The organism is Streptomyces neyagawaensis (assembly GCF_023516595.1).
Taxonomy (GTDB): Bacteria; Actinomycetota; Actinomycetes; order Streptomycetales; family Streptomycetaceae; genus Streptomyces; species Streptomyces neyagawaensis.
Window position 1 is genome coordinate 49,355 of the sequence record NZ_JAMGBG010000053.1, and the last position, 24,156, is coordinate 73,510.

General features: G+C 68.9%; 30 protein-coding genes. 6 read left to right on the top strand and 24 right to left on the bottom strand.

The features are described 5' to 3' along the window. Positions 1-17: 17 nt before the first annotated feature. The gene (locus tag M8J73_RS23740; RefSeq protein WP_055540546.1) at positions 18-908 is read right to left on the bottom strand and encodes a L,D-transpeptidase; all 891 of its coding nucleotides are present in this window, start codon (positions 906-908) and stop codon (positions 18-20) included. 339 nt (positions 909-1,247) lie between these two features. Between M8J73_RS23740 and glmS the strand changes: the two genes are divergently transcribed. From glmS to M8J73_RS23755, 3 genes are all read left to right on the top strand, one after another. Continuing rightward, positions 1,248-3,095 (top strand): glutamine--fructose-6-phosphate transaminase (isomerizing), encoded by a 1,848-nt coding sequence (gene glmS, locus M8J73_RS23745; RefSeq protein ID WP_055540545.1) that lies wholly within the window; start codon positions 1,248-1,250, stop codon positions 3,093-3,095. A gap of 236 nt (positions 3,096-3,331) precedes the next feature. Continuing rightward, entirely contained in the window at positions 3,332-3,703 is a 372-nt protein-coding gene (locus M8J73_RS23750) for a holo-ACP synthase (protein ID WP_055540544.1), read from the top strand. 347 nt (positions 3,704-4,050) lie between these two features. Further along, entirely contained in the window at positions 4,051-5,490 is a 1,440-nt protein-coding gene (locus tag M8J73_RS23755) for an NAD(P)H-hydrate dehydratase (protein ID WP_249829028.1), read from the top strand. Positions 5,491-5,531: 41 nt separating this feature from the next. Here M8J73_RS23755 and M8J73_RS23760 read toward each other — a convergent pair whose 3' ends face one another. Continuing rightward, entirely contained in the window at positions 5,532-5,741 is a 210-nt protein-coding gene (locus M8J73_RS23760) for a hypothetical protein (RefSeq protein ID WP_055536765.1), read from the bottom strand. Between the two features lie 214 nt (positions 5,742-5,955). On the opposite strand from M8J73_RS23760, the gene coaA reads away from it, so the two are divergent. Both coaA and M8J73_RS23770 read left to right on the top strand, forming a co-directional pair. After that, complete coding sequence (coaA, locus tag M8J73_RS23765; RefSeq protein ID WP_055536766.1) at positions 5,956-6,945, top strand: type I pantothenate kinase; 990 nt, start codon at positions 5,956-5,958, stop codon at positions 6,943-6,945. Positions 6,946-7,007: 62 nt separating this feature from the next. Further along, on the top strand, positions 7,008-7,949 hold the full coding sequence (locus tag M8J73_RS23770) for a DUF389 domain-containing protein (RefSeq protein WP_055536767.1): 942 nt from the start codon (positions 7,008-7,010) through the stop codon (positions 7,947-7,949). A gap of 101 nt (positions 7,950-8,050) precedes the next feature. Here the strand turns inward: M8J73_RS23770 and glmM are convergent, their stop codons facing one another. The 3 genes from glmM to rplM form a co-directional block, all read right to left on the bottom strand. Further along, positions 8,051-9,409, bottom strand: coding sequence for a phosphoglucosamine mutase (glmM, locus tag M8J73_RS23775; RefSeq protein ID WP_055536781.1), 1,359 nt, complete (start codon positions 9,407-9,409; stop codon positions 8,051-8,053). A gap of 260 nt (positions 9,410-9,669) precedes the next feature. After that, positions 9,670-10,182 carry a 30S ribosomal protein S9 gene (gene rpsI / locus M8J73_RS23780; RefSeq protein ID WP_055517251.1) on the bottom strand — a complete coding sequence of 171 codons (513 nt, stop codon included), beginning with the start codon at positions 10,180-10,182 and terminating at the stop codon, positions 9,670-9,672. A 42-nt stretch (positions 10,183-10,224) separates the two neighbouring features. Continuing rightward, positions 10,225-10,668, bottom strand: coding sequence for a 50S ribosomal protein L13 (rplM, locus tag M8J73_RS23785; RefSeq protein WP_055536768.1), 444 nt, complete (start codon positions 10,666-10,668; stop codon positions 10,225-10,227). A 365-nt stretch (positions 10,669-11,033) separates the two neighbouring features. On the opposite strand from rplM, the gene M8J73_RS23790 reads away from it, so the two are divergent. Continuing rightward, entirely contained in the window at positions 11,034-11,921 is an 888-nt protein-coding gene (locus M8J73_RS23790) for a hypothetical protein (protein WP_055536769.1), read from the top strand. A gap of 27 nt (positions 11,922-11,948) precedes the next feature. On the opposite strand, the gene truA is transcribed toward M8J73_RS23790, so the two are convergent. The 19 genes from truA to rplX all read right to left on the bottom strand — a co-directional run bounded on the left by truA (position 11,949) and on the right by rplX (position 24,155). Then, positions 11,949-12,812, bottom strand: coding sequence for a tRNA pseudouridine(38-40) synthase TruA (gene truA, locus M8J73_RS23795; protein ID WP_055536770.1), 864 nt, complete (start codon positions 12,810-12,812; stop codon positions 11,949-11,951). A gap of 143 nt (positions 12,813-12,955) precedes the next feature. Next, positions 12,956-13,462: a 50S ribosomal protein L17 gene (gene rplQ / locus M8J73_RS23800; RefSeq protein WP_055536771.1), complete on the bottom strand. Its 507-nt coding sequence runs from the start codon at positions 13,460-13,462 to the stop codon at positions 12,956-12,958. 181 nt (positions 13,463-13,643) lie between these two features. Then, positions 13,644-14,666, bottom strand: coding sequence for a DNA-directed RNA polymerase subunit alpha (locus M8J73_RS23805; RefSeq protein WP_003966937.1), 1,023 nt, complete (start codon positions 14,664-14,666; stop codon positions 13,644-13,646). Between the two features lie 158 nt (positions 14,667-14,824). Then, complete coding sequence (gene rpsK / locus M8J73_RS23810) at positions 14,825-15,229, bottom strand: 30S ribosomal protein S11 (RefSeq protein ID WP_003956432.1); 405 nt, start codon at positions 15,227-15,229, stop codon at positions 14,825-14,827. 66 nt (positions 15,230-15,295) lie between these two features. Then, positions 15,296-15,676, bottom strand: a complete 381-nt coding sequence (rpsM, locus tag M8J73_RS23815; RefSeq protein ID WP_055536772.1) for a 30S ribosomal protein S13 — start codon at positions 15,674-15,676, stop codon at positions 15,296-15,298. 198 nt (positions 15,677-15,874) lie between these two features. After that, the gene (gene rpmJ, locus M8J73_RS23820; RefSeq protein ID WP_003998809.1) at positions 15,875-15,988 is read right to left on the bottom strand and encodes a 50S ribosomal protein L36; all 114 of its coding nucleotides are present in this window, start codon (positions 15,986-15,988) and stop codon (positions 15,875-15,877) included. Between the two features lie 70 nt (positions 15,989-16,058). Continuing rightward, positions 16,059-16,280: a translation initiation factor IF-1 gene (gene infA / locus M8J73_RS23825; protein ID WP_003948620.1), complete on the bottom strand. Its 222-nt coding sequence runs from the start codon at positions 16,278-16,280 to the stop codon at positions 16,059-16,061. A 450-nt stretch (positions 16,281-16,730) separates the two neighbouring features. Beyond that, on the bottom strand, positions 16,731-17,567 hold the full coding sequence (gene map, locus M8J73_RS23830; protein ID WP_055536773.1) for a type I methionyl aminopeptidase: 837 nt from the start codon (positions 17,565-17,567) through the stop codon (positions 16,731-16,733). 162 nt (positions 17,568-17,729) lie between these two features. After that, the gene (locus M8J73_RS23835; RefSeq protein ID WP_055536774.1) at positions 17,730-18,392 is read right to left on the bottom strand and encodes an adenylate kinase; all 663 of its coding nucleotides are present in this window, start codon (positions 18,390-18,392) and stop codon (positions 17,730-17,732) included. Then, positions 18,392-19,705 carry a preprotein translocase subunit SecY gene (secY, locus tag M8J73_RS23840; RefSeq protein ID WP_055536775.1) on the bottom strand — a complete coding sequence of 438 codons (1,314 nt, stop codon included), beginning with the start codon at positions 19,703-19,705 and terminating at the stop codon, positions 18,392-18,394. The genes M8J73_RS23835 and secY overlap by 1 nt, the downstream gene beginning before the upstream one ends. Before the next feature lie 526 nt (positions 19,706-20,231). Beyond that, positions 20,232-20,687, bottom strand: coding sequence for a 50S ribosomal protein L15 (gene rplO / locus M8J73_RS23845; protein ID WP_055517269.1), 456 nt, complete (start codon positions 20,685-20,687; stop codon positions 20,232-20,234). 2 nt (positions 20,688-20,689) lie between these two features. Beyond that, a complete protein-coding gene (rpmD, locus tag M8J73_RS23850) occupies positions 20,690-20,872 on the bottom strand; it encodes a 50S ribosomal protein L30 (RefSeq protein ID WP_003974250.1) in 183 nt (60 codons plus the stop codon). Between the two features lie 2 nt (positions 20,873-20,874). Next, a complete protein-coding gene (gene rpsE, locus M8J73_RS23855; protein ID WP_004984517.1) occupies positions 20,875-21,480 on the bottom strand; it encodes a 30S ribosomal protein S5 in 606 nt (201 codons plus the stop codon). A 39-nt stretch (positions 21,481-21,519) separates the two neighbouring features. Beyond that, entirely contained in the window at positions 21,520-21,903 is a 384-nt protein-coding gene (gene rplR, locus M8J73_RS23860) for a 50S ribosomal protein L18 (RefSeq protein WP_055517271.1), read from the bottom strand. A gap of 3 nt (positions 21,904-21,906) precedes the next feature. Further along, positions 21,907-22,446, bottom strand: coding sequence for a 50S ribosomal protein L6 (gene rplF, locus M8J73_RS23865; protein ID WP_055517273.1), 540 nt, complete (start codon positions 22,444-22,446; stop codon positions 21,907-21,909). 25 nt (positions 22,447-22,471) lie between these two features. Beyond that, positions 22,472-22,870, bottom strand: coding sequence for a 30S ribosomal protein S8 (gene rpsH / locus M8J73_RS23870; protein ID WP_007384075.1), 399 nt, complete (start codon positions 22,868-22,870; stop codon positions 22,472-22,474). A gap of 213 nt (positions 22,871-23,083) precedes the next feature. Beyond that, positions 23,084-23,269 (bottom strand): type Z 30S ribosomal protein S14, encoded by a 186-nt coding sequence (locus M8J73_RS23875; RefSeq protein ID WP_049567381.1) that lies wholly within the window; start codon positions 23,267-23,269, stop codon positions 23,084-23,086. A gap of 5 nt (positions 23,270-23,274) precedes the next feature. Further along, a complete protein-coding gene (gene rplE / locus M8J73_RS23880; RefSeq protein ID WP_055536776.1) occupies positions 23,275-23,832 on the bottom strand; it encodes a 50S ribosomal protein L5 in 558 nt (185 codons plus the stop codon). After that, positions 23,832-24,155, bottom strand: coding sequence for a 50S ribosomal protein L24 (gene rplX, locus M8J73_RS23885; protein ID WP_010036713.1), 324 nt, complete (start codon positions 24,153-24,155; stop codon positions 23,832-23,834). Before rplX ends, rplE begins: the two co-directional genes overlap by 1 nt. Position 24,156: the final 1 nt, after the last annotated feature.

Here is a 24,156-nt window from a genome sequence, read left to right on the forward strand (position 1 = left end):
GCCCCATGCACGGGGGCTCACTTGCCCGCCCGCCGCCCCCACACGAACACCCGGTCCTTGGTCTTCAGCACCCCCCACAGGGTCCGCGCGTCCGCCAGCCGCAGATTCACACACCCCATGGACCCGATCTCCGTGTAGATGGACCCGTACACGGCGTGGAACGCCTGCCCGCCGCTGAAGAACTGCGCGTACGGCATCGGCTGGTGATACAGCGTCGACCAGTGGTTCTTGTGCTTCCAGTACACCGTGTGCCAGCCCGCGCGGGTCGGGTACTGCCGCCGCCCGCTGCGGATCGGCGCCGGCCCGAAGACCACCTTCTTGCCCTTCTGCACCCAGGTCACCTGCCGCGTCAGGTCCACGCAGGCCACCCGGTAGGTGCGGACCGGGCACTTCCCCGCCGCGTTGGGGTTCTTGCGGGCCGAGAGGAACTGCATCCGCGCCCAGGTCACCGGCCCGGCGAAGCCGATCGCCGGCTTGATGCCCTCCTTGATCTGGAACGCGCGGATGGCGAGGCAGTCCGCCTTCGACTGCTTGGCGTTCGCGTTCTTCAGCTTGAGCCACCGCTCGACCTGCTTCTGGTACGGCCCCGTCGCCGTCGTACAGGTGACCTTCGCGTCGGCGACCGCCTCGGCCTCACTGAGCGGCACGTACTCGATGAGGTCGTACGTCCCCGCCGCCGCGCTCCTGGGCTCCACCGCCTCCTCCAGGGCGCTCGGCCGATACACCCGGGGCGGCAGCACCTGGTCGGGCGTGTCGAGGTGCCAGGGCTGATGGGGGCCGGGCGGCACACCGGGGACGAGTTGCTCGTCGACCGGTGCGGGGGCGGGCGGCGGTGCCTCGGCCAGGGCGCTGTCCAGGGGCAGGACGCTCACCAGGGCGAGGAGTACGGCGACACACCGGAAGGTCATGCGCCGGCCGCGGTTCTCGGGGCGTCGCGCGACATGGTGGGGGGTGGTTTGTCCGCTCGTCATGTGATCAGCCATACGTGGCGCCCACCTGCGCGGGAGTGCGCCGCGCGCGCCGGGTCACCCGAATATCGCGCGCCAGGTCACCCGATGTGAGGGCTCACCCAGGACCCGATCGTCACGTACAGTCACAGAGGGCACACAGTATGTCGCGTTCGACGGCATCACCGGAAGACGACAGCACCATCAGGACCACAGGCACCGCCAGGACCACAGGCACCACCAGGACGACAGGCACCACCAGGACGACAGCACCGGACACCATCGGACACAGGGGTTGATATGTGCGGAATCGTGGGATACGTCGGATCACAGTCCGCGCTCGACGTGGTCCTGGCCGGGCTGAAGCGGCTGGAGTACCGGGGGTACGACTCGGCGGGCGTGGCGGTGCCGGCCGACGGGGGCCTGGCCGCCGCCAAGAAGGCCGGGAAGCTGGTGAACCTGGAGAAGGAACTGGTCGGCCGGCCGCTGCCCAGCGGCTCCACCGCCATCGGCCACACCCGCTGGGCCACCCACGGCGGCCCCACCGACGTCAACGCCCACCCGCACCTGGACAACGCGGGCCGGGTCGCCGTCGTCCACAACGGCATCATCGAGAACTTCGCGGGCCTGCGCGCCGAACTGACCGAGCGGGGCCACGAGCTGGCTTCCGAGACGGACACCGAGGTCGTCGCCCATCTCCTCGCCGAGGAGTACTCGTCCTGCGACGACCTCGCCGAGTCGATGAGGCTGGTCTGCCGCCGTCTGGAGGGCGCGTTCACCCTTGTCGCGGTGCACGCGGACGCGCCTGACGTGGTCGTGGGCGCCCGCCGCAACTCCCCTCTGGTGGTCGGGGTCGGCGAGGGCGAGGCGTTCCTCGCGTCGGACGTCGCCGCGTTCATCGACCACACCCGCTCGGCCATCGAGCTGGGCCAGGACCAGGTGGTGGAGCTGCGCCGCGACGGCGTGACGGTGACGGCGTTCGACGGCCGCCCCGCCGAGGTCCGTTCGTACCACGTCGACTGGGACGCGTCGGCCGCCGAGAAGGGCGGCTACGACTACTTCATGCTCAAGGAGATCGCCGAGCAGCCGAAGGCGGTCGCGGACACCCTGCTGGGCCGTATCGACACATCGGGCTCACTGACCCTGGACGAGGTCCGCATCTCCGACCAGGAACTGCGCGAGCTGGACAAGGTGGTCATCGTCGCGTGCGGTACGGCCTTCCACGCCGGCCTCATCGCCAAGTACGCCATCGAGCACTGGACGCGGGTGCCCTGCGAGGTGGAGCTGGCCAGCGAGTTCCGCTACCGGGACCCCATCCTCGACCACCAGACGCTCGTCGTCGCGATCTCCCAGTCCGGCGAGACCATGGACACGCTGATGGCCGTGCGCCACGCGCGCGAACAGGGCGCCCGGGTCCTCGCGATCTGCAACACCAACGGCTCGACGATCCCCCGCGAGTCGGACGCCGTCCTCTACACCCACGCGGGCCCGGAGGTCGCCGTCGCCTCCACGAAGGCGTTCCTGACCCAGTTGGTCGCCTGCTACCTGGTCGCCCTGTATCTGGGGCAGATCCGCGGCACCAAGTGGGGCGACGAGATCCGGGCGGTGATCCGCGACCTGTCCCGTATCTCCCGCGAGGTCGAGCGGGTCCTCGAAACGATGGAGCCGGTACGGGAGTTGGCGCGCACCCTCGCCACGAAGAACACGGTGCTGTTCCTCGGCCGCCACGTGGGCTACCCGGTGGCCCTGGAAGGCGCCCTGAAACTGAAGGAACTGGCCTACATGCACGCGGAGGGCTTCGCCGCGGGCGAACTGAAACACGGCCCGATCGCCCTGATCGAGGAGGACCTCCCGGTGGTCGTCGTGGTCCCCTCCCCCGCGGGCCGCTCCCTCCTCCACGACAAGATCGTCTCCAACATCCAGGAGATCCGCGCCCGCGGCGCCCGCACGATCGTCATCGCCGAGGAAGGCGACGAGACGGTCGCCCCCTACGCCGACCACCTCATCCGCATCCCCGCGACCCCCACGCTCCTCCAACCCCTCGTCTCCACGGTCCCCCTCCAGGTCTTCGCCTGCGAACTGGCCACGGCCCGAGGCAACGAGGTCGACCAACCGCGCAACTTGGCGAAGTCGGTGACGGTGGAGTGACCGGAGCGGGGGGCTACCGCCTCAGCGACCCTGGTTCGGGTCCGGGTTCGCCCTGATCCGCAGGACGAGCGAGATGGCGCCACGCAGTGCCGTGTTCGCCGTGATGACGTCGGCGCGGCCGGGCCGGCCGATAACAGGGCGTGGCGCGAAGGGATTTGGCCGTCGGCGCCGCACGCGGGCGGGGCGGGCCCGGTGTGGTGCCCCTGGCGGGGGCGGCGCGCCGTAAGGTGCAGATCATGCCCATCATCGGAGTCGGCATCGACGTCGCCGAGATCGACCGTTTCCGCGCGGCCCTGGAACGGACCCCCTCCATGGCCGAACGCCTCTTCGTGCCCGACGAACTGCTCCTCCCGAGCGGCGAACGCCGCGGCATCGCCTCCCTCGCGGCCCGCTTCGCCGCGAAGGAGGCCCTCGCCAAGGCCCTCGGCGCCCCGGCGGGCCTCCACTGGACCGACGCGGAGGTCTTCGTCGAGCCCTCCGGCCAGCCCCGCCTCCGGGTGAGGGGCACGGTGGCGGCCCGCGCGGCCGACCTCGGCGTCAAGTCCTGGCACATCTCGCTGAGCCATGACGCGGGGGTGGCCTCAGCGGTGGTGATCGCCGAGGGCTGAGGCCGGAGTGCCCAGTAGCTCGGGGGTACGTGTGGTTCTGGCGGGTGCGGGCGCATCGTGGTTTCTCGCGCAGTTCCCCGCGCCCCTGGAGGGACGGGCCTACGGCCCCGGAAGGCGTGGGCCTGACGGCCCGGCCTTCACCCGATGGCGCCGGTGAAAAGCACGGGACGTGGCCCCGGTCGCTTTTCAGGGGCGCGGGGAACTGCGCGAGAAACCCCCACCCGCCCGCACCCGCCAACGAACCGCGCACCCCCGAGCTACCAGGCGCCCAACCCCAACCCCGCGCACCCAACACTCCCAAGGCCCCCTCCTCCCCCGGCCAAAAAGAGAAGGGCACACTCGACCCCATGCGCTCAGCCCACCGCGTAGAAACCGTCCGCTCAGCCGAACGCACCCTCATGGCCCAACTCCCCCCGGGCGCCCTGATGCAACGCGCCGCCGCCGGTCTCGCCGCGGCGTGCGCGGACGCGCTCCGCCGGGTCTACGGCAGCCGCGTCGTCCTCCTCACCGGCAGCGGGGACAACGGCGGCGACACCCTGTACGCCGGCGCCCGCCTCGCGAGGCGCGGCGCGGGAGTGACGGCCGTCCTCCTCAACCCCGACCGCACCCACCCGGACGCCCTCAAGGCCCTCCTCCGAGCCGGCGGCACCACCACCACCCCGTCCGCCGCGGCGCAGCCCATCGCCCGCGCCGACCTCGTCCTGGACGGCATCGTCGGCATCGGCGGCAAGGGCGGTCTCCGCCCCGACGCCGCCCACCTCGCCGAACTCGTCACCGCCTCCCGCGCCACGGTCGTCGCCGTGGACCTCCCGAGCGGCATCGAACCGGACACGGGCGAAATCCACGGCACAGCCCTCCGCGCCGACCTCACCGTCACGTTCGGCACCCACAAGCCGGGCCTGCTCATCGACCCGGCCCGCGCGTACGCCGGCTCCGTACGCCTGATCGACATCGGCCTGGGGAGCACCCTCCCCGCCAGCCCGGACGTGGAGTCCCTCCAGCACGCCGACCTGGCCGCCCTCCTCCCCCACCCGGCCGCGGAGAGCGACAAGTACCGCCGGGGAGTCGTGGGCATCGCCGCCGGTTCGGCCCGCTACCCGGGGGCCGCGGTCCTCGCGGTCGCCGGCGCCCTGCGCTCCGGCGCCGGCGCCGTCCGCTACGTGGGCCCGGCCGCCGACGCCGTCCTCGCCCGTTTCCCGGAGACCCTGGTGTCGGACAGCGGCCCGAAGAAGGCCGGCCGGGTCCAGGCCTGGGTGACCGGCCCCGGCGCGGGCGACGACGCGGCCCCGGTCGCCGAGGCCCTCTCCACCGACGTGCCCGTCCTCCTGGACGCCGACGGTCTGCGCCTCGCGGACGTGGCCGCCGTACGGGCCCGTACCGCCCCCACCGTCATGACCCCGCACGCGGGCGAGGCCGCGGCGCTGCTGGGCGTCGCCCGCGAGGAGGTCGAGTCGGCCCGGCTGACCGCCGTTCGGGAGCTGGCCCGCCGCTACGCCGCCACGGTCCTCCTCAAGGGGTCCACGACCCTGATCGCCGGGCCCGACGACGCCACCCCGGCCCGGGTGAACCCCACCGGCACCCCGTGGCTGGCCACCGCCGGCAGCGGCGACGTCCTGTCCGGCCTCACCGGCTCCCTGCTGGCCGCGGGCCTCGCCCCCCTGGACGCGGCGAGCGCGGCGGCGTACCTCCACGGCCTGGCGGGCCGCTACGCTGCGAACGGCGCCCCCACAGCCGCCCAGGACGTCGCGGACGCCCTCCCGCAGGCATGGCGGGACATCAGGGCCTGACCGTCGTCACCACCTACGGCGAGGACGCGAGGCGGGGGCCGTCACTCCCCCTCCTCGATCCGGTCGATGGCGTCCCGCACCATCCCCAGATACTCGACCTCCTCGCACCGCGGCTTGCTGCCCATCCGATACATGTCCATGGCGTCGTCGAGGCACTCACCCAGATCCTCGTCCGGCAGATCGTCCGCCAGCTCACTGCAGACCTGCCCGGCGAACTCCTGGTCAGCGCGCGTAGACCATACGGAAGCCACCCGATCGCCCCTCACATAAGTCAGGAGGCGGCTCCCTCCCGACTGCCGGGGACGCTAGTCCTCCCCACACCCCAGGTCCATACCTTCACCACAGTTCACCCACAGTGAGGAACCGATCCACAGCCGGTCCGCACCCCGGTCCCCACCGTGCCCCGGCCGGGAGGGTGACGGACCCCACCCCGCCACCCCGTTCAAACTCCGTTAACAATGGACTGTGATCTCACCGGTCTCCTCGTTGCCGCGGAGCGCCAACCGGCCCAGGCCGGAGGCGACTCCCTACGTCGACCTCACCCGTACCGAGTGGAGCGCGCTGCGTGACAAGACGCCGCTGCCACTGACCGCCGAGGAGGTCGAGAAGCTGCGTGGCCTGGGCGACGTCATCGACCTCGACGAGGTACGGGACATCTACCTGCCGCTGTCCCGGCTCCTCAACCTCTACGTGGGCGCCACCGACGGCCTGCGCGGCGCCCTGAACACGTTCCTCGGCGAGCAGGGCTCCCAGTCGGGCACTCCGTTCGTCATAGGCGTCGCCGGCTCCGTGGCCGTCGGCAAGTCCACCGTCGCCCGTCTCCTCCAGGCCCTCCTCGCCCGCTGGCCCGAGCACCCGCGTGTGGAGCGGGTCACCACGGACGGCTTCCTGCTTCCCATGAAGGACCTCCGCGAACGCGGCCTGGTCTCCCGCAAGGGCTTCCCCGAGTCGTACGACCGCCGTACGCTCACCCGCTTCGTCGCCGACATCAAGGCCGGCAAGGACGAGGTGACGGCCCCCGTCTACTCCCACCTCATCTACGACATCGTCCCCGACAAGCGGCTCACGGTCCGCCGCCCCGACATCCTGATCGTCGAGGGCCTGAACGTCCTCCAGCCGGCCCTCCCTGGCAAGGACGGCCGCACCCGCGTCGGTCTCGCCGACTACTTCGACTTCAGTGTGTACGTCGACGCCCACGCCGACGACATCGAGCGCTGGTACCTCAACCGCTTCCGGAAGCTGCGGGAGACCGCCTTCCAGGACCCGTCCTCGTACTTCCGCAAGTACACCCAGGTCTCCGAGGAGGAGGCCCTCGACTACGCCCGCACCCAGTGGCGCACCATCAACAAGCCCAACCTGATCGAGAACATCGCCCCCACCCGGGGCCGCGCCACCCTGATCATCCGCAAGGGCTCCGACCACAAGGTGAAGCGCCTCAGCCTGCGCAAACTGTGAGGCCCGGCCGAGTGCCGCACCGTGACGGCGGGCCGTTCGACGGGTGCTGTTAAAAAGGCACCATGCTGCATCTGCGCCTGATCACCCCGGCCGACCGGACCGACGAGGTGGTGCGCCTGATCGAGAACACGGTCGGCGCCACCCATCTCGTCGTGGTGCCGGGCGCCGCCCGCAACCCCGTCGGCGACGTCGTCATGTGCGACGTCGCTCGCGAGGCGGGCGACGAACTGATCGGCGCGCTCCGCGAGCTGGGCCTCGACAGGACCGGCTCGATCGCCGTCGAGAACATCGACCTGTCGCTCTCCGAGCGCGCCGACGAGGCGGAGAAGGAGGCACCGGGCGAGGGTGCCGACGCCGTGCTGTGGGAGCACCTGGCGGACGCGACGCACGAGGAGTCGACGCTCTCCGTCACCTACGTCGCCTTCATCACCCTCGCCACGATGATCGCCGCGTGCGGTGTGGTCCTCGACAACGCGATCCTCATCGTCGGCGCGATGGCCGTCGGCCCCGAGTTCGGCCCCCTGGCCGGCTTGAGCACGGCCATCGTGCAACGGCATCCGCGGCTGGCGCTCCGCTCCCTGATCGCCCTGCTCGTGGGCTTCGCGATGGCGATGGCGGTGACGGTCGGCTTCACCGTCTTCATGGACACGCTCGGCTACTTCACCGAGGCCAAACTGGAGGCCGACCGCCCCAACACCGCGTTCGTCTACGCCCCCGACGCGTTCTCCTTCATCGTCGCCGTCCTCGCCGGCATCGCGGGCACGCTCTCCCTGACATCAGCGAAGTCGGGCGCCCTGGTGGGCGTGGCCATCTCGGTCACCACGGTCCCCGCCGCGGCCAACGCCGCGGTGGCCCTGGCCTACGGCGACACGAAACAAACCATCGGCTCGACCAACCAGCTCCTGCTCAACCTGGCGGGAATCATCCTGGCGGCCACCCTGACCCTGATCCTCCAGAAGTGGCTCTGGTCAAGGCAACGAGCGGTGACGAAGGGCGCCCGGTAACTCCCGGGTACCAGGGGGCGCGAGGAACTGCGCGCCAAGCCACGAAGAACCCGCAGCCCGCACACCACAGAACCCCCCACCCCGAACCCGGAACCGACGCCCTACCCGAGCGCCGACTTCACCGCATCAGCCAACCGCCCCGCCACGGACCGAGCCTGCTCGATATCGGCGGCCTCCACCATCACCCGCACCAACGGCTCGGTCCCCGACGGCCGCAGCAGCACCCGCCCGGTCGACCCAAGCTCTCGCTCCGCGTCGTCCACCGCGGCGGCCAGCTCCGCGGACGTCCCCACCCGCGTCCGGTCCACGTCCGGCACATTGATGAGCACCTGCGGCAGCCGCTCCATGACCCCCGCGAGGTCCTTGAGCGTGCGCCCGGTCCGCGCGATCCGCGCCGCCAGCAGCAGCCCGGTCAGCGTGCCGTCCCCGGTGGTCGCGTGGTCGAGGACGATGACGTGCCCGGACTGCTCGCCACCGAGGGCGTACCCGTGCTCCTTCATCTCCTCCAGCACGTACCGGTCCCCGACCGCCGTCTGGACGAGCCGCAGCCCCTCCCGCTCCAGCGCCAGCTTGAAGCCGAGGTTGGACATGACGGTGGCGACGACGGTGTCCGAGCGGAGCGCCCCCCGCTCCCGCATGTCGAGGGCGAGCACGGCGAGGATCTGGTCGCCGTCGACCTCATTGCCCTCGTGGTCGACGGCGAGGCACCGGTCGGCGTCCCCGTCGTGCGCGATGCCGAGGTGCGCCCCGTGCTCGACGACGGCGGCGCGCACCTTCCCGAGGTGCGTGGACCCGCACCCGTCGTTGATGTTGAGCCCGTCCGGCTCGGCCCCGATCGTGACGACCTCGGCCCCGGCGCGGGTGAACGCCTCCGGGGAGACGCCGGCGGCCGCGCCGTGCGCCTCGTCGAGGACGATCTTCAGCCCGTCGAGGCGGTTCGGCAGCACGGACAGCAGGTGCTCGACGTACCGCCCGAACCCCTCGTCGTAGGAGCGGACACGTCCTACGCCCGCGCCGGTCGGCCGGTCCCAGGGCGCCCCGGTCCGGTGCTCCTCGTACACGGCCTCGATCTTGTCCTCCAGCTCGTCGGCGAGCTTGTGCCCGCCGCGCGCGAAGAACTTGATGCCGTTGTCGGGCATGGCGTTGTGGCTGGCGGAGAGCATCACGCCGAGGTCGGCGCCCAGCTCGCCGGTGAGGAACGCCACCGCGGGGGTGGGCAGCACACCGACGCGCAGCACGTCGACGCCCGCGCTGGCGAGGCCGGCCACGACGGCCGCCTCCAGGAACTCCCCGGACGCTCGCGGGTCCCGCCCGACCACCGCCACCGGCTTGTGGCCTTCGAACGTGCCCGCCTCGGCGAGTACGTGTGCCGCCGCGACGGAGAGTCCGAGCGCGAGCTCGGCCGTCAGATCCGCGTTGGCGACACCGCGCACGCCGTCCGTGCCGAAGAGTCGTCCCACTGTGGTGTCCTCCGAATTGCTGAGAATGTGCGGCTCGTACCAGGTGGTCCCGTACCGGGCGTCCCTCACCGGTTGTCCCCCGAGTGTCCCGGTACTCCCCGGACCAAGTACATCCCCTGAGACCGTCCTCCCCCGTTCGGGGTTGTACCGGCAGTCTGTGTGTAGTCGTGCGGGAACAGAAGCGGCCCTGCTACGCAAACCGCCCCGGCGGCACAGGTACGTGCCACCGGGGCGTTGCGTGCGGTGCAGCGGAGCGGTGTTTAGCGCTTGCTGTACTGCGGAGCCTTGCGGGCCTTCTTCAGACCGGCCTTCTTGCGCTCGACCGCACGGTCGTCGCGGCGGAGGAAGCCGGCCTTCTTGAGGGCGCCACGGTTGTTGTCGACGTCGGCCTCGTTCAGGGCGCGGGCGACACCGAGACGGAGCGCACCGGCCTGGCCGGAGACGCCGCCACCGGCGATGCGGGCGATGACGTCGTAGCGGCCCTCGAGCTCAAGAACCTTGAACGGCTCGTTGACCTCCTGCTGGTGCACCTTGTTCGGGAAGTAGTCCTCGAGCGTCCGCCCGTTGATCTTCCACTTGCCGGTGCCCGGCACGATGCGAACGCGCGCGATGGCGTTCTTGCGGCGGCCCAGGCCGGCGGCCGGCTGGGGCTCGCCGAAGCGGGAGGCCATGGACTCGGTGGTGTACTCGCCCTCGACGGGGACGTCCGACTCCGTGGTGTAGCTGTCGATGTCAAGCTCTTCGAGCGGCTGCTCGGCAGTGGTCTCGGCCACGATTCTCCTCAGATTCTCTTCAGGCTTAGGGGGCGGCCGGACTTACTGCGCGACCTGGGTGATCTCGAACGGCACCGGCTGCTGGGCAGCGTGCGGGTGCTGGTCGCCCGAGTAGACCTTCAGCTTGGAGAGCATCTGACGGCCCAGGGAGTTCTTGGGAAGCATGCCCTTGACGGCCTTCTCGACGGCCTTCTCGGGGTTCTTCGCCAGCAGCTCGTCGTAACGGACGGAGCGCAGACCACCCGGGTAGCCGGAGTGGCGGTAGGCCATCTTCTGGGTCCGCTTGTTGCCGGACAGGTGCACCTTGTCCGCGTTGATGATGATGACGAAGTCACCAGCGTCGACGTGGGGCGCGTAGATCGGCTTGTGCTTGCCGCGGAGCAGGGTCGCGGCGGTGGTGGCGAGACGGCCCAGGACAACGTCCTGAGCGTCGATGACGAGCCACTGACGCGTCACATCGCCGGGCTTGGGGCTGTACGTACGCACGGTTCGTAGCCTTCGCTTCTTCAGTGAGGTTCCTGACAAGGTCACCGAAGACGATCACGACAGCCCTGACCGCACAGCGGTGACGCAAACCGCGTGCTGGTCGCTGGTCATCGGCCCGGTGGACCGGTGTAAGGGCGTCTCACGTGAGAATGAGCAAGCCAATACACATAACGAACCTGAAGAATAGCCGTGCGGCCCCGGACGGGTCAAAACGGCCCCGGCGGACGACCTCCCGGCGCTGTGAGGACGATCGTCCCGACCGCCCATGGTTGGCGGCTTTTGCCCCCGCCCTCCAGATCACGCTAGGGGCTCAACTCCCTCTGGACACTGACCATCGGCCCTCTTCCGCCGTCTAAAATGCGGCCATGAGCTTTGGGCAGGGGGGGTCCCAGTGGAGCCCCGGGGGTTCCCACAATCCGTGGGGCGATCAGTGGGGTTCCTCTAACCAGACCCCGGACTGGGCCGCGCTGGCCGAGCAGTCCGAGACACGTAACAAGCGCCGCAGACTGCTGCTGATCGTCGGCGGCGCGATAGCCACCGTCGGGATCGGCGCCGCCGTGGCCGTCGCCGTCGTGAGCGCCGACAGCGGCGGGGGCAGGAACACCACGGCGAACCAGCCGGGCGATCGGCCGGGCACCGCGGACATCCCGAGTGCGAGCACGAAGACGGACCCGTCGTTCGAGCCCACGACCGCGCCGCCGCCGCTGGACCCGAAGGAGTTCATCTCCAGCTCGGGCAAGGACAAGGCGCCGATCAGCCCGGACATCCTGTTCCCGGGGTCCCAGCTGACCATGGGCGACAACGTTTACCGCAAGGGCCCGACCGCCGACACCAAGGACTGCGCCTCCGCCGTCCAGGGCACCCTCGACAAGGTCCTGAACGACAACGACTGCACCCGCTTCATGCGGGTCACGTACTACAAGGGCAAGGTCGCCGTCACGGCCGGCGTCGCCCTCTTCGACACCAAGGCCAAGGCGAGCGACGCCAAGGCGGACGCGGACAAGAAGAGCGTGATCACCTCGCTCTCCGGCGAGGGCGTCCCCGCCTTCTGCCGCACCACGATCTGCTACACGTCCACGAACTCCTACGGCCGCTACGCCTACTTCACCGTGGCCGGCTACACGGACGGCAAGGACGTCACGGAGAAGGACAAGGCCGTCTTCGCCGCCGGCGAGGACCTGGCCGAGTTCACCTTCCGCCAGATCCACCGCCGCGGCGAGGCCCAGGCGTCGGCCGCGGCCAACGGCCAGTAGGCGCCCGCCGTACACGGCAGCCCGGGGTCAGCAGCAGCCGCCCCCGGGCGCACCCGGCAGGGTCCGCCGGTTCCGCGCCTCCTTGTTCCGCGCGGCGAGCAGCTCGTCGGCGGGGTACCCGACCTCCTCCAGGGTCAGCCCGTGCGGCCGTACGACGTGCACGGCGGAGTCCCGGACCCCGGCGGCCAGTACCTTGCCGGGCCACTCGGCGCCCCGGTGCCCGTCCCCCACGAAGAGCAGCGCCCCGATGAGGGAGCGCACCATGTTGTGGCAGAACGCGTCGGCCCGCACGGTCGCCGTGATGATCCCGTCGTCGCCCCGCACGAGGCTCAGCTCCTGGAGCGTGCGGATGGTGGTCGCCCCCTCGCGCCGCTTGCAGTAGGCCGCGAAGTCGTGCTCCCCCAGCAGCGCCCGGGCCGCCTCGTTCATGGCATCCACGTCGAGCGGCCAGTCGTGCCACAGCACATGGTTGCGCAGCAGTGGATCGACACCGCCGGGGTTGTCGGTGACGCGATAGGCGTACCGCCGCCAGACGGCCGAGAACCGCGCGTTGAAGCCGCTCGGCGCCTCCCGGAGCGCCCACACCCGCACGTCCCTCGACAGCCGCCCCGCGAGCCGCTTGAGCAGCTTCCCGTGGTGCTCGTCCCACACCTCCCGCGGCAGGTCGACATGGGCCACCTGCCCCCGGGCGTGCACCCCGGCATCGGTCCGCCCGGCAACGGTCAGCTCATACGTCGTCGCCGACCGCGTCACGGTCCGCAGCGCGTCCTCGATCTCCCCCTGCACGGTCCGCCGCCCCGCGGCCTGCTTGGCCCACCCGGAGAACTCGGTCCCGTCGTAGGACAGGTCCAGCCGCACACGGACATGGCCGGGCTGTACTTCGTCACTCACCCCTGGATCCTCTCAGGTACGGAAAAGCGGGCCCGCTCCCGTAGGAACAGGCCCGCTCAAACGCGCCCCGTTTTTCAGGGGCGCGGGGAACTGCGCGAACAACCACGACGAACCGGCAGCCGCAAACGCAGCCCCCAGAACGCTTACGCGTCCTTCGACTCCTCGGCAGCCTCATCGGCGGCGTCGTCAGCCTTGGTGGTGTCCACCTTGGCCTCAGCGGCCGGCGCCTCCGCGTCCTTGGCGGCACGCTTGGTGGCGGCCTCGGCCTCACCGGTGGCCTGCTGCGCGACCGTCAGCGCCTCGACCAGCTCGATGACAGCCATGGGCGCGTTGTCGCCACGGCGGTTACCGATCTTGGTGATACGGGTGTAGCCACCCGGACGGTTCTCGTACCGCGGGCCGATCTCGGTGAAGAGCGTGTGCACGACGCTCTTGTCCGTGATGACCGAGAGCACCTGACGGCGGTTGTGAAGGTCGCCCTTCTTCGCCTTGGTGACCAGACGCTCGGCGTACGGCCGCAGACGGCGGGCCTTCGCCTCGGTGGTGGTGATGCGGCCGTGCTCGAAGAGCGACTTCGCGAGGTTCGCGAGGAGCAGCTTCTCGTGCGCGGCGCTGCCGCCCAGACGGGCACCCTTGGTGGGCTTCGGCATGGTGTTTCTCCTAGGTGTCTGCCCCGGCCGTATCAGGTACCGGGGTCAGTATCCGAGCGGGCGGATGCCCGTCGAAGATCCGGGAGCAGTCCCGAAGGGACGCTCCCGGAAGGGGCGCGGGGAACTGCGCGACAAGCCACAGCGCACCCGCACCCGAGTACGGACCGAATGGCCCGAGCTCTTAGTACTGCTCGGTCTCGACGAACCCGGCGTCCGCGTCGTCGTCCGCGCCGAACGCGTCCGCCGCAGCGGTGGGGTCGAACCCGGGAGGCGAGTCCTTGAGCGCCAGGCCCATACCCGCCAGCTTCGCCTTGACCTCGTCGATCGACTTCGCACCGAAGTTGCGGATGTCGAGCAGGTCGGCCTCGGAACGCGCCACGAGCTCACCCACGGAGTGGATGCCCTCGCGCTTGAGGCAGTTGTAGGAGCGGACCGTGAGCTCCAGCTCCTCGATCGGCAGCGCCAGGTCCGCGGCGAGCGCGGCGTCCGTCGGGGACGGACCCATGTCGATGCCCTCGGCGTCGATGTTGAGCTCGCGCGCCAGACCGAACAGCTCCACCAGGGTCTTACCGGCGGACGCCATCGCGTCACGGGGACGCATGGCCTGCTTGGTCTCGACGTCGACGATCAGCTTGTCGAAGTCGGTGCGCTGCTCGACACGAGTCGCCTCGACCTTGTACGTGACCTTGAGAACCGGCGAGTAGATGGAGTCGACCGGGATACGGCCGATCTCCTGGCCCACCTGCTTGTTCTGCACGGCGGAGACATAACCGCGGCCACGCTCGACCGTCAGCTCCATCTCCAGCTTGCCCTTGCCGTTGAGCGTGGCGAGGACCAGGTCGGGGTTGTGCACCTCGACACCGGCCGGGGGCGCGATGTCGGCGGCGGTGACCAGACCCGGGCCCTGCTTGCGCAGGTACATCACGACCGGCTCGTCGTGCTCCGAGGAGACGACCAGCTGCTTGATGTTGAGGATCAGGTCGGTGACGTCCTCCTTGACGCCCGGCACGGTGGTGAACTCGTGCAGGACACCGTCGATACGGATGGACGTGACCGCCGCACCCGGGATCGACGACAGGAGCGTACGGCGGAGGGAGTTGCCGAGGGTGTAACCGAAGCCCGGCTCCAGCGGCTCGATCACGAACCGGGAGCGGAACTCGTCGACGACCTCTTCGGTCAACGAGGGACGCTGAGCGATCAGCATGTGGTGATCCTTCTGTCAGGGGCGCCCGCTATTTGACGCCCTGAGGCCACCAGGCGGAGCCTGATGGTGTTACGGCAAGGGTACGGGCGATACGACCCGAAAGAGCCGTACCGCCCGAAAACCTCAGACCAAGCAGTCCGTGTGCGCGACCCGGAGGGTCAGACGCGGCGACGCTTGGGGGGACGGCAGCCGTTGTGCGGGGTGGGCGTGACGTCCTGGATGGAGCCGACCTCGAGACCGGTCGCCTGCAGCGAACGGATGGCCGTCTCACGACCCGAACCCGGGCCCTTGACGAACACGTCGACCTTGCGCATGCCGTGCTCCTGGGCGCGACGGGCAGCCGACTCGGCGGCCATCTGCGCGGCGAACGGCGTGGACTTCCGGGAGCCCTTGAAGCCGACGTGGCCGGCGGAGGCCCAGGAGATCACGTTGCCCGAGGGGTCCGTGATCGAGACGATCGTGTTGTTGAACGTGCTCTTGATGTGCGCGTGGCCGTGAGCGACGTTCTTCTTTTCCTTGCGGCGCACCTTCTTGGCAGCGCCCTGACGACCCTTGGGGGGCATCTGTACTCCTACGGGAGGTGGTCGGTCCTACAGCGAAGACCGCTGGACGGCGAAGTCCGCTGTGGACTACTTCTTGCCCGGCTTCTTCTTACCGGCGATGGCGCGACGCGGGCCCTTGCGGGTGCGAGCGTTGGTGCTGGTGCGCTGACCGCGGACAGGCAGACCGCGACGGTGACGGAGACCCTGGTAGCAGCCGATCTCCACCTTGCGGCGGATGTCGGCCTGGATCTCGCGACGGAGGTCACCCTCGGTCTTGATGTTGTTGTCGACGTACTCACGAATCGCGACGAGCTGCTCCTCGGAGAGGTCGCGAACGCGGGTGTTCGGGTCGATGCCGGTCTCGGCCAGCGTCAGCTGGGAGAGGGTCCGGCCGATGCCGAACACGTAGGTGAGGGCGACCTCCACGCGCTTGTCGCGCGGGATGTCAACACCGGAAACGCGTGCCATTCAATGGCTCCTGGTGATCTTCGGAGGTCTTCCGCAGAACCGGCTCCCGGCCGCCGTACCAGGTACGAACCGGGTCCCCGGCCTCCGAGCCGGGGGTATCAGACGCCGTGCGGCGCCTGGGTCCTGCGTATGAACAAATTCAGCTCGCGTCGCGCGAATCCCTGCGATGTCGTTGCAGAGGGAGCGGTCGAACGTGCGTCAGCCCTGGCGCTGCTTGTGGCGCGGGTTCTCGCAGATGACCATGACCCGACCGTGACGGCGGATCACCCTGCACTTGTCGCAGATCTTCTTGACGCTCGGCTTGACCTTCATTGGGTGAGGTTCTCCGGGTCAGTGCCATCACCCGCGTCCCGGCGAACCGGGGCACGGATGCGGGCAAGATCTACTTGTAGCGGTAGACGATCCGGCCACGCGTCAGGTCGTACGGAGACAGCTCCACCACGACCCGGTCGTCAGGGAGGATGCGGATGTAGTGCATACGCATCTTGCCGCTGATGTGTGCCAGGACCTGGTGGCCGTTCTGGAGCTCGACCTTGAACATGGCGTTCGGCAGAGACTCGACGACAGTGCCCTCGATCTCGATGGCACCTTGCTTCTTGGCCACGCTTCGCCCTTCGAATCGACTACCTTGATCGACTCCTGCTTTCCCGTCCCCTAGTCCCTTACGGGCGCATGCGGACATGCGGGTACACGAGAGCCGACGAGTCAGTCTACGTCAGCGCACCCGGAAAGACGAATTGGCCCCTGGCCGTCTGTCATGACGATGCCCCGCCCGTCGGCGCGATATGCGCGAGGGGCGGGGCGGGTCGGGCCTACCGGGCGGCTCCGCGGCACCGACCGGTACCGCGGACGGGTCGTCGACCAGTCGTGGACCGTGACGCAGGCGGTGCCGTTGGAGGCACAAGGTCTGGCGCGTGGTGGTGTTGTAGTACGTGGCGAGCCCTCGACCCGCAGACAGGCTGACGAGTGACAGCCGCTCGCGGAGGCCGAGGCGGGCGCGACACCCACCACGGCGGCCAGGGCCCCCGTGGGTCTCCGGGGCCGCGGCGCGGCGTCAGGCCAGCGGGTCGGGGGCCGCCGTGATGCCGTGCTCCGCCAGCTTCGCCCGGCCGCCGTCGGGCGCCGTCAGCACCAGCGGCCCCTGCTCGGTCAGGGCCACCGAGTGCTCCCAGTGCGAGGACCAGGTGCCGTCCGTCGTCACCACGGTCCAGTCGTCCGACAGGACCTCCGTGCGCGGGGTGCCCAGGGACACCATCGGTTCGATCGCCAGGCAGAAGCCCGGCACCAGCTTCGGCCCCTTGCCGCGCCGCCGCTCGACGTAGTTCAGCAGGTGCGGGTCCATGTGCATCTCCGTGCCGATGCCGTGGCCGCCGTAGTCCTCGACGATGCCGTACTTGCCGCCGCCCGGCTTCGGCTGCCGGCGGATGTACGTCTCGATGGCGCGGGAGATGTCGACGAGCCGGTTCCCCAGCCTCATCGCGGCGATCCCGGCCCACATGGACTCCTCGGTGACCCGCGACAGCTCGATCAGCTCGGGGGCGTGACCGGAGCCCACGAACGCCGTGTACGCGGCGTCCCCGTGCCAGCCGTCGACGATGGCGCCGCAGTCGATGGAGATGATGTCGCCGTCCTTCAGGACGACGTCGTCGCTCGGGATGCCGTGCACGACGACCTCGTTGACCGAGGTGCAGATGGTCGCGGGGAAGCCGCCGTACCCGAGGAAGTTCGACTTCGCGCCGTGCTCGGCGAGCACCTTGCGGGCCACGTCGTCGAGGTCCTTCGTGGAGGCGCCCGGCACGGCCGCCTCGCGGGTGGCCGCGTGGATGGCGGCGACGACCAGCCCCGCCTCGCGCATCTTGGCGATCTGCTCGGGGCTCTTGATCTGCACCATGAGGTCCTGCGCTCTCCGTCTTCTCCGCCTACGGGCGTCCACTGTGCCGCCGGGACCGGCCTCGGCCCACGGCTCGTCGTTCTCGGGGTTCTCGGGGTTGCCTACACAACAGTACGGCCGCGGCGCCCCTGACGGGCACCGCGGCCGACGTACCGCTGACGGCTACTGGCCGTCGTCCTCGCGCTTCAGCGCGTCCATCGCGCGCTGGGTGACCTCTTCCACCTTGCCGAGCGCCGAGATCGTCACCACGAGGCCCTGGGCCTTGTAGTAGTCGATGATCGGCTCGGTCTGGGTGTGGTAGACCTCCAGGCGCTTGCGGACGGTCTCCTCGGAGTCGTCGTCGCGCTGGTAGAGCTCGCCGCCGCAGACGTCGCACACGCCGTCCTGCTGGGGCTGCTTGTACGTGACGTGGAAGACGTGCGCCGAGTCGTTCCGGCAGATGCGCCGGCCGGCGATCCGCTTGACGACCTCTTCCTCCGGGACCTCGAGGTCCAGCACCGCGTCCAGGGTCATGGACTCGTCCCGCAGCGTCACGTCCAGCGCTTCGGCCTGCGAGACGTTGCGCGGGAAGCCGTCGAGCAGGAAGCCGCCCACGGCGTCCGGCTGCTCCATGCGGTCCTTGGCCATGGCGATGGTGACCTCGTCCGGCACCAGTTCGCCCTTGTCCATGTAGGACTTCGCGAGTTTGCCGAGCTCCGTCTGCTTGCTGATGTTGGCCCGGAACAGGTCGCCCGTGGAGATGTGCGGGATGGACAGGTTCTTGGCGAGGAACGCGGCCTGCGTTCCCTTGCCCGCACCCGGCGGCCCGACGAGGACGATTCGCATCAGCGGAGGAACCCTTCGTAATTGCGCTGCTGGAGCTGGCTCTCGATCTGCTTCACCGTCTCCAGACCCACACCCACGATGATGAGGATGCTGGTACCGCCGAACGGGAAGTTCTGGTTTGCCTGGAATCCCGCCAACGCCATTGTCGGCACGAGAGCGATCAGACCCAAGTACAGCGAACCCGGCCAGGTGATCCGGTTGAGCACGTAGGAGAGGTACTCAGCGGTCGGTCGGCCAGCCCGGATGCCCGGGATGAAGCCACCATACTTCTTCATGTTGTCCGCGACTTCCTCGGGGTTGAACGAGATGGCCACGTAGAAGAAGGCAAAGAAGACGATCAGCAAGAAGTAGATCGTGATGTGCACGGGGGCGTCCGGTTGCGCCAGGTTCTTGGTGACCCAGGCGGCCCAGCCGGCCGTCGATCCGGAGAACTGGACGATCAGCGCCGGGATGTAGAGCAGCGACGACGCGAAGATGACGGGGATCACACCCGCCTGGTTCACCTTCAGCGGGATGTACGTCGAGGTACCGCCGTAGGACCGGCGGCCGATCATGCGCTTCGCGTACTGCACCGGGATGCGGCGCTGGGCCTGCTCGACGAAGACCACCAGCGCGACCATGACGAAGCCGACCGCGATGACGGTGGCGAACTCGATCCAGCCGTCCGCCAGGTCGCCCTGCTCCTTGATGGCCCACAGCGCGGCCGGGAAGGTGGCGGCGATCGAGATGAACATCAGGATCGACATACCGTTGCCGATGCCGCGGTCGGTGATCAGCTCACCGAGCCACATGACGAACGCCGTGCCGGCGGTCATCGTGATGACCATGACGATGGTGGTAAAGATCGCCGGGTCCGGCACGACCTGCTGGGCCTGCGGGCAGTTCGGGAAGAGCGAACCGCTGCGGGCCGTGGCGACCAGGCCGGTGCCCTGAAGGATCGCCAGCGCCACGGTCAGGTACCGCGTGTACTGCGTGATCTTCGCCGTACCGGCCTGACCCTCCTTCTTGAGGGCCTCGAGGCGCGGGATCACCACGGTCAGCAGCTGCAGGATGATGCTCGCGGTGATGTACGGCATGATGCCGAGCGCGAAGATCGTGATCTGCAGCAGCGCACCACCACTGAACATGTTGACCAGACCGAAGAGGCCCGAGTTGGACTTCTGCGCATCGATGCAGGCCTGGACAGCGGTGTAGTCGATACCGGGGATCGGGACGTGCGTGCCGATCCGGTAGATCACGATGATGCCGAGCGTGAAGAGCAGCTTCTTGCGCAGGTCGGGCGTCTTGAACGCCCGGGCGAACGCGGTGAGCACGGTTCCTCCTGCGACCCCCGCGACGCGCGCGGTAGGGACTAGTCGTTTCAACAGGGCCCGGTGGGCCGAACGATGTTTTCTACCACCCCGACACCGAACGGCTTTCCTCGCGCGGGCACAGGTGGACCTCACGGACTCTAACAGTGCCTGTGCAGCCAGGTGAAGTTCGCTTGCGCGGCGAGCAATTCGCGGTCACCCGCCGTCCACCGGATCCCGTCACGCGTTCGAACTCCGCACACCGGACGGGATCTTCCGCCGAGCCTCTCCCCCTGTCACCGACCACGACGACGAACCGGAAGAAACGGCACAGATCACTCGCCGGACTCCGCACTCGCCGCGCGGAAAGCTACCGCACAGTCACCACGATGTACGACGATTCCTCGGCCACCGGAGTTCCCTGCCGGACGGCGCCGACAGTGCCGACCGCGGCCATTTCGCGCCGGGTGAACGCCGAAGGCCGAGTGGCTCCCCCCGTGAGGGGAACCACCCGGCCTTCGTACGTGCTGCGCGGCGCGGCCGCCCGGGCTCAGATGAGCTCGGTGACGCTGCCGCCGGCGGCGGTGATCTTCTCCTTGGCGGAGCCGGAGACGGCGTCGACCGTCACCTGCAGCGCCACGGAGATCTCGCCCTGGCCGAGGACCTTGACGAGGCTGTTCTTGCGAACGGCACCCTTGGCCACCAGACCCTCGACGGTGACCTCGCCACCCTCGGGGTAGAGCGCGGCCAGCTTGTCGAGGTTCACGACCTGGAACTCGGTCTTGAACGGGTTCTTGAAGCCCTTCAGCTTCGGGAGACGCATGTGGAGGGGCATCTGGCCACCCTCGAAGCGCTCCGGAACCTGGTAGCGGGCCTTGGTGCCCTTGGTACCACGACCGGCCGTCTTACCCTTCGAGGCCTCACCACGACCGACACGGGTCTTGGCGGTCTTGGCACCCGGGGCGGGACGGAGGTTGTGGATCTTGAGCGGGTTGTTCTCCGCCATGATCAGTCGACCTCCTCGACCGTCACGAGGTGGCGGACGGTGTGCACCATGCCGCGGAACTCGGGGCGGTCCTCCTTGACGACCTGCGTGTTGATGCCCTTGAGACCAAGGGAGCGCAGGGTGTCACGGTGGTTCTGCTTGCTGCCGATGTAGGACTTGACCTGCGTGATCTTGAGCTGCGCCATGATCACACACCCGCCCCGGCACGCGCACGGAGCAGAGCCGCGGGGGCGACGTCCTCGAGGGGCAGACCACGGCGGGCCGCGATCTCCTCGGGACGCTGCAGACCCTTCAGGGCCTCCACGGTCGCGTGCACGATGTTGATCGCGTTGTCGGAGCCGAGCGACTTCGACAGCACGTCGTGGATACCGGCGCACTCGAGCACGGCACGCACCGGGCCACCGGCGATAACACCGGTACCGGGGGACGCGGGCTTGAGCAGCACGACGCCGGCAGCCTTCTCACCCTGGATGGGGTGCGGGATGGTGCCCTGGATACGGGGGACCTTGAAGAAGTGCTTCTTGGCCTCCTCAACGCCCTTGGCGATGGCGGCCGGCACCTCCTTGGCCTTGCCGTAACCGACACCCACGGTGCCGTCACCGTCGCCCACCACGACCAGCGCGGTGAAGCTGAAGCGACGACCACCCTTCACAACCTTGGCGACGCGGTTGATCGCGACGACGCGCTCAACGTACGCGGTCTTCTCGGCGGCAGCTGCGCCGCCGTCACGGCCCTTCCGGTCCCGCCGCTCGCCGCCACCGGCACCGCCACCGCGGCGCTGGGGTCCAGCCATTGGATTTACCTCTCTCTTTCCGCTAGCTACGCAGCGAGCTCAGAACTTGAGCCCGGCCTCGCGGGCGGCGTCGGCCAGGGCCGCGATGCGACCCGCGTACCGGTTACCACCACGGTCGAACACGACGGACTCGACACCGGCGGCCTTGGCACGCTCGGCGACCAGGGCGCCGACCTTGCCGGCCTGCGCCGACTTGTCCTCGTCGCCGCCACGGATGGACGAGTCCAGGGTGGACGCCGACGCAAGGGTGTGACCCTTGAGGTCGTCGATCACCTGGGCCACGATGTGGCGGTTCGAGCGGGTCACGACCAGGCGGGGACGCTCAGCCGTACCGTTGACCTTCTTACGGATACGGATGTGGCGCCGCTTGATGGCAGCACGCTTGTAAGCGTCGCCCTTAGCGATCTTCGTGCCGTATGCCATGGCTTACTTACCCGCCTTTCCGACCTTGCGGCGGATGACTTCGCCCTCGTACTTGACGCCCTTGGCCTTGTACGGGTCGGGCTTGCGCAGCTTGCGGATGTTGGCCGCAACCTCGCCGACCTTCTGCTTGTCGATGCCCTCGACCTGGAAGCGGGTCGGGGTCTCCACCTTGAAGGTGATGCCCTCGGGCGCCTCGACGGTGATCGGGTGGCTGTAGCCGAGCGCGAACTCGAGGTTCGAACCCTTGGCCTGCACGCGGTAACCGACACCGCTGATCTCGAGCTTCTTCACGTAACCCTGGGTCACGCCGGTGATCATGTTCGCCACCAGCGTGCGGGACAGGCCGTGCAGGGCCTTGCTCTGACGCTCGTCGTTGGGGCGGGTGACGTTCAGAACGCCGTCCTCACCCTTGGCGATCTCGATCGGCGCAACGACGGTGTGGGTCAGCGTGCCCTTGGGGCCCTTGACCGAGACCGTCTGGCCGTCGATGGTGACGTCCACGCCGGCGGGAACCGTGATGGGGAGCTTGCCAATACGCGACATAGCTGTTTCCTCCGATTCCTTTCCGCTACCAGACGTAGGCGAGGACTTCTCCGCCTACGCCCTTCTTGCCGGCCTGCTTGTCGGTGAGGAGCCCGTGGGACGTGGAGATGATCGCCACGCCGAGGCCGCCGAGCACCTTGGGCAGGTTGGTGGACTTCGCGTACACCCGGAGACCGGGCTTGGAGATCCGCTTGATGCCCGCGATGGAGCGCTCACGGTTGGGGCCGAACTTCAGCTCCAGGACGAGGTTCTTGCCGACCTCGGCGTCCTCGACCTTCCAGCCCGTGATGAAGCCCTCCTGCTGGAGGATCTCCGCGATGTGAGACTTGATCTTCGATGCCGGCATCGTCACGGAGTCGTGGTATGCCGAGTTCGCGTTCCGCAGACGCGTAAGCATGTCTGCGATCGGATCAGTCATGGTCATGAATTGGCCTTCGGCCTCTCTCGCCGGGGTTTCCAGGTGCCCATCCCTCTCCTCGATCCGAGACGAGGCGGGTGCGGTGCGGTGGACCTACGGCGTAGTAAGTCGTACGGGCGGCCATCAGGCGCCCAACCCTCCCAGCCTAAGCCATGGAGGGGAGGGCACCTGACACGCCCAGTGCTTACCGAGAGCTTCCGGAATCCCTAAAAGGCGGGATTACCAGGAGCTCTTGGTCACGCCCGGCAGCTCGCCACGGTGAGCCATCTCACGGAGGCACACGCGGCACAGGCCGAACTTGCGGTACACGGAGTGCGGACGGCCACACCGCTGGCAGCGGGTGTAGCCGCGCACGGCGAACTTCGGCTTACGGGCAGCCTTCGCGATCAGAGCCTTCTTCGCCATCTCGCTCACGCCTCCTTGAAGGGGAAGCCGAGGTGACGAAGGAGCGCGCGGCCCTCAGCGTCGTTGGTCGCCGTGGTCACCACGGTGATGTCCATACCCCGGGTGCGGTCGATCTTGTCCTGGTCGATCTCGTGGAACATGACCTGCTCCGTGAGACCGAAGGTGTAGTTGCCACGGCCGTCGAACTGCTTGGGGGACAGACCACGGAAGTCGCGGATGCGCGGGAGCGCGAGCGACAGGGTGCGGTCCAGGAACTCCCACATGCGGTCGCCACGGAGCGTGACGTGGGCACCGATCGGCTGGCCCTCACGCAGCTTGAACTGCGCGATGGACTTGCGGGCCTTGGTGACGGCCGGCTTCTGACCGGTGATCGTGGTGAGGTCGCGGATGGCGCCCTCGATCAGCTTGGAGTCGCGGGCGGCGTCGCCCACACCCATGTTGACCACGATCTTGACGAGGCCGGGGATCTGCATGACGTTCTCGTAGTTGAACTCGTCACGCAGCTTGCCCGCGATCTCCTCGCGGTACTTCGTCTTCAGACGCGGAGTGGTGGTGGTAGCCATCAGATGTCCTCACCCGTCCGCTTGGCAACGCGGATCTTGTTGCCTTCGTCGTCGAAGCGGTAACCGACGCGGGTCACGACCTTCTTGCCGTCCTTCTCCACGACCAGCTGGACGTTGGAGACGTGGATCGGCGCCTCGGTGGTGACGATGCCGCCGGCCTGCGAACCGCGAGCCGTCGGACCGGCCTTGGTGTGCTTCTTGACCCGGTTGACACCCTCGACCAGGACACGGTCCTCGCGGGGGAAGGCCGCGATGACCTTGCCCTGCTTGCCCTTGTCCTTACCGGTGATGACCTGGACCAGGTCGCCCTTCTTGATCTTCATG